Below are 6,034 nucleotides of genomic sequence, written 5' to 3'. Positions count from 1 at the left end.
GCTCAACCCCGAACTGGCCGCGGCCGACTGGCGTCCCCGCTTCGTCGACTACCTGTACCTCGGGCTCACCAACTCGACCGCCTTCAGCCCCACCGATGTCATGCCGCTGGCCCCCTGGGCCAAGGTCGTCATGAGCGTCCAGGCCCTCCTCTCCCTTCTCATCCTCGGGCTCGTGGTCGCCCGCGCCGTCAACGTGCTTGCCTGACGCTCCGACAGACCGCACCGCGCCCTCCACTGGTCGTCTGCTTGATCCCCCCTCCCCTGCCGAAGACCCCGAGGCGCCCTCCGGGTCGCGTCCGCCACCGGGACGCCCTCTCCGTCGGCGTCCCGGTGGCGTCGGCCAGATGGGGCACTTCGGTCGCGCCGCCGAACGCGCTGCACCGCGGTGATTCGGTGACTCGGTAGCTTCGTGACCAGGTGTCTCGGGCGTGGGTACCCAGGGGCGGCCCTTGCGATGGCCCGTTGACGACAGCCCCCGAAGCGAGGAGAGCGGCATGTCACGACCTGTCACCGTGGGAGTCGACGGCTCCCAGGGAAGTGTGGCGGCATTGGACTGGGCCGCCGACGAGGCGGCGCTGCGCGGCACGGGCCTGCGGCTGGTGTACGCCACGCGATGGGCGCAGCACCAACTGGCGGCCATGAAGGTGTCGCACGAGGATCGCGCCGGCGAGGCGGAAGGCGTACTCGCCGCGACCGAGCGGCGTGCCCGCGACCGGCAGCCGGGTCTTGCGATGACCGCCGATGAGATCGAGGATGCCCCCAACAGTGTGCTGCTGGCCGCCGCGGCGGAAGCGGATCTGCTGGTCGTGGGCTCTCACGGGCTCGGCAGTGTCCGCGGATTCATCGTGGGGTCCGTGGGCCAGGAGGTTGTCGCGGACGCGAAACGTCCCGTCGTTCTCGTGCGTCCGGGAAACGAGGAGGGCGGGTCCGGTGCCCCGGACCAGAGCGGCGGCCGGAAAGTCGTCCTCGGTCTCGACGTGACCGAAGTGAACGACGAACCCCTGGAGTTCGCCTTCGACTTCGCCGGACGCCATGGCGTTCCGCTGGAGATCGTGCACACGTGGCACGCCCCCTTCACCCAGCGCCACAAAGCCGACGAGGATGCCGAGATGGCGTCGATGCTCTCCGACGCGGTGCGCCCCTTCCGCGACAGGTTCCCGGCCGTGCAGGTGTCCGAGGTGTCCGCTCCCGGTCGGGCGGCCGAACACCTCGTCGAGGCAGCCGACGACGCGGACCTCGTGGTCGTCGGCCGGCGCAGGGCGGCCAAGGGCTCCCACATCGGTTCGGTCACCCACGCGCTCATCCACCACGCCTCCTGCCCCGTGGCCGTCGTACCGCACGGCTGACGGACCGGGTCCGGGCGTTCGGTACGGCATCCCCGCCACCGGCGGTCGAGCCCGTCAGCGACCGGGACGAGGCCGTCAGCCACGCAGCCCGCCCGCGCGGCGGGTTGCGCGGTGTACGGCCTCCCGGCTTCGACGGGCACCGCTCCACATCCGTCCGGCTCGAGGGCGGGCCCGCCGAGCTGGGGCCCGCGCCGCCCGCGCCGCCGACGCGGCGATGCCCGAGCCGGTCGGTCCGGCCTCAGCGATCGGAGGAGAGGGGCTGCGCCGTGCCGTCGCCGAGGTGTCGTTCCGCGTCCCTCGCGTGGGCGCGGCAGGCCAGGAACGACTTCCCGCGCTCGTCGGTGATCTGATGGGTGACAGGTTCGCCGCATGTGTTGCCCAGCCTGTCCGCGCTCCATCGGCGTGAGCAGCCCGCCACAGTGCACCGACACCTGTCACCCCTCTTGCGCAGAGTGTTCCCGTGATCCGGGCAGACGCCCCAGGGCACTCCACACAAGCTCTCGGTCCCCGGCACGACATAGACGCGGGCATAACTGCCCGCGAGCCTCTCCAACGCCTCCCAGACCCCGCGGATGTCTCCTGCCGCATCCTCCAACTGGTAGGCGACATGGTGGGTCTCCGCAGCGGCGAACAACCGCCCGTAAGCGTCTTGGACCCTGCCCTGCAGAGCGTGGACGTCGCCCATCAGCTCGCGAAGCTCGGCGGCGGTCGGCCCTTGCTGCTTGTCGATCATGAAAGCCCCCTCCAGGTGTACCTACGTCCCGAGTATCCCAACAGCCCACCTCATGGGCCCCCTCCGCCCGTCCCGTCACCACGGGCGCGAGTCCCGGCACGGGGTGGTCGATCCGGTGTTCGCCGGTCGGCAGGCCACGGACGACGTACGGACGGAGTCGGTCACGCGGGAGGTGCGGACCGACACCACCTCGCTCCACGAGGCCCGATACTCGGGTGCGACCGGGACGGGGCGGGTCTAGCGTGACGGCTTTGCACATCGTGGAGGAGGGGTGCGGTGCTTGTCATGCCTGGTCGGCGGACGTCGACGATGGAGCTGCTGGCCGTCGAGGCGTCCGGGCGGGGAATGACGGTCCGGGCGGCGGATCCGCCGCCGTCGAGCTCGTAGTAGAGCAGCGAGAAGGCCAGGATGGTACACACCCACACCGTGCCGCCGGACTGCAGCAGGCTCGAGGCGGAGCCGGTCTCCCGCCCGCCGTGAATGAGGTCGTCGACCAGGTGGACGGTCGACACGACGGCACTGAGAGCAAGGGCTCCGACCAGGGTGATGGAGACGGCACGCAGGAAGGTGGTACGCCGGTCGATCCGGCCCGGGTCGCCCGCGATCAGCGCCAGCAGGAGCGCCCCCTCGACGACGGGGAAGACCCAGCGGGGCGCCAGGCGCAGGCCGTCGGGGAGCAGCATGGTCAGCACCATCGCAGCGAGGACGGCCGAGGCCATCGGCCAGCGGGGTTCGCGGAACGACGCGTGCGGACCCCGGCGCTCGGTCGACTCGGAAGGGGGAAGTCTGGTCACGTGGCGGGCCCTTGCAGTCATCGTCCGATTCGTGGCCCCGACCGTCCGCGACGGTCGACGCTCGCGGATCTGAGGAAGAGAGCTGCTCGCGATCGGTGGTCGCTTCGTCTCCGGCCGGAACTCTGGTGTACCTCGCAACAGCGGATCCGAGGTCAGGGCCCGCGGGTGGGAACGACGTTCTCCAGTGGCTCTCCGGCGAGGTGACGCAGGATCTGGGTGCGGATCAGCCGGAGTGCCCGGGGCAGAAAGGCCGAGCTGTTGCCTCCGACGTGCGGGCTGATGAGGGTGTGGGGCGCGTGCCACAGCGGATGGCCGGGCGGGAGGGGCTCCGGGTCGGTGACGTCCAGGGCGGCGTGCAGTCTGCGGGCCGTCAGCTCGGTGAGCAGTGCGTCGGTGTCCACGACGGAGCCTCTGGACACGTTCACCAGCAGGGATCGATCCGGCATGAGAGCGAGAAGACGTGCGTCGATCAGGCCGCGTGTCTCCTCGGTCAGGGGGACCGTGACGATCACGACGTCGGCCTGGGGCAGTAGTTCGGGCAGCTCGTCGACCGCGTGGACGGGGCCGCGGGGGACTGAACGTGCTCGGCGGGCCACACGCAGGAAGGAGCACTCGAAGGGGGCGATCCGGTCCTCGATCGCGGCGCCGATGGAGCCGTAGCCGACGAGCATGACCGTACGGTCGGCCAGAGCGGGGCGGTATCCGGTCCGCCACTCCTCGACGTCCTGGCCGCGTACGAAGTCGGGGATCCCGCGGAGCGACGCGAGAACGAGCGCCACGGCCAGTTCGGCGGTGCTGGTGTCATGAACGCCCCTGGCGTTGCAGAGGGTGACACCGGCGGGTACGAACTTCGCGAGGTCGTCGACGCCGGCCGAGAGGGACTGGACGACTCTCAGCCGCGGCGCGCTCGCGAGGAGGGGCACGGCGGCATCCGTGCGGCCGTACGGGATGACGAAGAACTCCACCGCCGCGAGGCCCTCCGTGTCCGGCGGGCTGTCGATGCCGTCCCACACCGTGACGGGCAGGTCATCCGGCATCCCGCGCACGTCGGATGCCGGATACGGCAGGAGGAACCGGGCGGCGCCGTGATCGGCGGGATCGTCCAAGGTGCTCACGGGCCGAACCTAGACGATGTGGCGTGCATGACCGGGCGGACCGGGCCGACGGCGTCCGCTGAACGGCCGTTCGGGTGAGCCGCACAGGAGAGCGCCTCGCGCGGGGGAATGGTGCGCCCCGCCCCGGCGGCGCCCGCGGTGCGGTTGCCGAGCTCGCGGCGGTGCCGCGCCCTCCTTCGTGACCCCCACGCCTGCCGGAGCGGGGAGGACGACGGACTAGGCTTTTCGCATGGTGGGTACACAGCCGCGTGAGGCGGAGCGTGGTCCGGGCCGGCCGCGAGAGGAACGCGTCACCGGGGCGGTCCTGAAGGCGGTCGTCGATCTGGTCACGGAGCAGGGGATCGGGGCCGTCACGATGGATGCCGTCGCCGCGCGGGCCGGGGTGAGCAAGCCGGCCATCTACCGGCGATGGCCCACCAAGCAGGACCTGATCATCGCCGCCGCCGAGACCCGCATCGGTGTCCTTTCGGTGCCTGACCTGGGCGACTTCAGCGCGGAGCTCCGCTTCCTGCTGACCACGCGGCTGGAGGCGTACCGGCTGCCGGGATCGGATCGGCTGATCGCGGGCCTGATCGGTGCGTCGGCCGAGGCGGGCGCGGTGCGTGAGGAGTACGCGGGGTACACCCAGCGGATCACCAGTGAGACCAGGCGCATCCTGGAGCGCGGGATCGCGCGCGGAGAGGTGCTGCCCGACACGGATGTGCGGGCCGCGGCGACCTTGGTGGCGGCGCCGCTGCTCTTCCGGCTGATCGTGGAGCAGGAGCTGCCCGACGCCGCGCTGGTGGAGACGCTGGTGGACCTCGTCAGCCGCGCCGTCCGATCGGCTCCCTGAGCGGTCCGCCACCCCGGATCTCCGGCTTTATTTTTCGATGCTCACGACTCTTGCCTCGGCACACCGTAATAACGATACTTCCGGTAACGATTTTCCGCCCTCGTTACGGAGGCCTCATGGACAGCGTCGTCACCCCTCCCGTCCCCGCGCTCGACAAGCCCCTGATGCACTACGGCAAGCGCACGCTCGAGCGCATCGCGCCCGGCACGTCCCAGCCCGACTACCGGCTCCTGGACGTCAGCCCGCTCACCCCGCACATCGGCGCCGAGATCGAAGGCGTCGACCTCTCGCTCCCGATCAGCGAGGAACTCGCGGACGAGATCAGGCAGGCCCTGCTGGAGTGGAAGGTGCTGTTCTTCCGCGACCAGCACGACTTCGATCCGCAGTCCCAGCTCGCGCTGGCCGGTCTGTGGGGCGAGCCCGAGCCCAACCCCTTCTTCCCCAAGGGCGACACCGTCGGCGTCTCCCGCCTGGCCAAGGACGCGATGGCCATCGGCACGGAGAACATCTGGCACAGCGACCACTCGTTCATGGCCGCGCCGGCACTCGGCTCCGTCCTGCGCGCGGTCGAGGTCCCGTCCGCGGGCGGCGACACCATGTGGGCCGACATGGCAGCCGCGTACGACAACCTCACCGAGACCATGAAGGACCGGATCGAGAACCTCACCGCGGAGCACGACTGGGTGCCCAGCTGGGGCGCGCTGATGACCGAGAGTCAGATCACCGCGCACCGCGCGAACCTGCCGGCCGTCGAGCACCCCGTGGTCGTCCGCCACCCGCGCACCGGACGCAAGCTCCTCTACGTCAACGAGCCCTTCACCACGCGGATCGTCGGCCTGACGGACCCCGAGAGCCGTGAACTGCTCAACGAGCTCGTCCTCCAGGCCCGGATCCCCGAGTACCAGGTGCGCTTCCGCTGGCAGCCGGGCTCCGTCGCGATCTGGGACAACATCGCCACCCAGCACTACGCGATCAGCGACTACTTCCCGCAGCGCCGTGTCATGGAACGCATCGCCATCGCCGGAGCCCCGCTCTCCTGATCGCCGACGCCCCGCTCTCCTGAACGACCCCCCCCCGCTCCCCTCTCCATCCAGTCTCCGCGGAGCCCTTGTGACCGCGGTCGTCTGCCTGGACGACCCGTACACGGCGGACATGCTGGCGGCGCTGCCGGACGTCGACCCGGGGCGTCGGCGATCAGGAGAGCGGGGCTCCGG

6 protein-coding genes and 1 pseudogene are annotated in these 6,034 nt (G+C 70.8%); 4 read left to right on the top strand and 3 right to left on the bottom strand.

Features of this window, described 5'->3' with window-relative positions:
* Both EAO71_RS36750 and EAO71_RS36745 read left to right on the top strand, forming a co-directional pair.
* Positions 1–205: pseudogene (locus tag EAO71_RS36750) on the top strand (hypothetical protein); the annotation flags it as partial.
* 289 nt (positions 206–494) lie between these two features.
* Positions 495–1,346: a universal stress protein gene (locus EAO71_RS36745; RefSeq protein WP_147982121.1), complete on the top strand. Its 852-nt coding sequence runs from the start codon at positions 495–497 to the stop codon at positions 1,344–1,346.
* A 238-nt stretch (positions 1,347–1,584) separates the two neighbouring features.
* Here the strand turns inward: EAO71_RS36745 and EAO71_RS36740 are convergent, their stop codons facing one another.
* The 3 genes from EAO71_RS36740 to EAO71_RS36725 form a co-directional block, all read right to left on the bottom strand.
* A complete protein-coding gene (locus tag EAO71_RS36740) occupies positions 1,585–2,079 on the bottom strand; it encodes a hypothetical protein (RefSeq protein WP_147982120.1) in 495 nt (164 codons plus the stop codon).
* Positions 2,080–2,240: 161 nt separating this feature from the next.
* Complete coding sequence (locus EAO71_RS36730; RefSeq protein WP_187282989.1) at positions 2,241–2,873, bottom strand: hypothetical protein; 633 nt, start codon at positions 2,871–2,873, stop codon at positions 2,241–2,243.
* Between the two features lie 152 nt (positions 2,874–3,025).
* Positions 3,026–3,910: a 2-hydroxyacid dehydrogenase gene (locus tag EAO71_RS36725; protein ID WP_147982122.1), complete on the bottom strand. Its 885-nt coding sequence runs from the start codon at positions 3,908–3,910 to the stop codon at positions 3,026–3,028.
* A gap of 307 nt (positions 3,911–4,217) precedes the next feature.
* Between EAO71_RS36725 and EAO71_RS36720 the strand changes: the two genes are divergently transcribed.
* On the top strand, positions 4,218–4,820 hold the full coding sequence (locus EAO71_RS36720; protein ID WP_147982119.1) for a TetR/AcrR family transcriptional regulator: 603 nt from the start codon (positions 4,218–4,220) through the stop codon (positions 4,818–4,820).
* A gap of 116 nt (positions 4,821–4,936) precedes the next feature.
* The gene (locus EAO71_RS36715) at positions 4,937–5,860 is read left to right on the top strand and encodes a TauD/TfdA dioxygenase family protein (RefSeq protein ID WP_147982118.1); all 924 of its coding nucleotides are present in this window, start codon (positions 4,937–4,939) and stop codon (positions 5,858–5,860) included.
* Positions 5,861–6,034 lie beyond the last annotated feature (174 nt).

Source organism: Streptomyces sp. MS191 (genome assembly GCF_008042125.1).
Classification (GTDB): domain Bacteria; phylum Actinomycetota; class Actinomycetes; order Streptomycetales; family Streptomycetaceae; genus Streptomyces.
Note: the sequence above shows the minus strand (reverse complement) of the source record. Positions and strands in the feature narration are given on the sequence as shown.

Excerpts from the sequence above, each read along its gene's own strand:
- EAO71_RS36715 (WP_147982118.1), top strand. The coding sequence starts at position 4,937 with ATGGACAGCGTCGTCACCCCTCCCGTCCCCGCGCTCGACAAGCCCCTG.
- EAO71_RS36740 (WP_147982120.1), bottom strand. The coding sequence starts at position 2,079 with ATGATCGACAAGCAGCAAGGGCCGACCGCCGCCGAGCTTCGCGAGCTG.
- EAO71_RS36720 (WP_147982119.1), top strand. The coding sequence starts at position 4,218 with ATGGTGGGTACACAGCCGCGTGAGGCGGAGCGTGGTCCGGGCCGGCCG.
- EAO71_RS36725 (WP_147982122.1), bottom strand. The coding sequence starts at position 3,910 with ATGCCGGATGACCTGCCCGTCACGGTGTGGGACGGCATCGACAGCCCG.
- EAO71_RS36745 (WP_147982121.1), top strand. The coding sequence starts at position 495 with ATGTCACGACCTGTCACCGTGGGAGTCGACGGCTCCCAGGGAAGTGTG.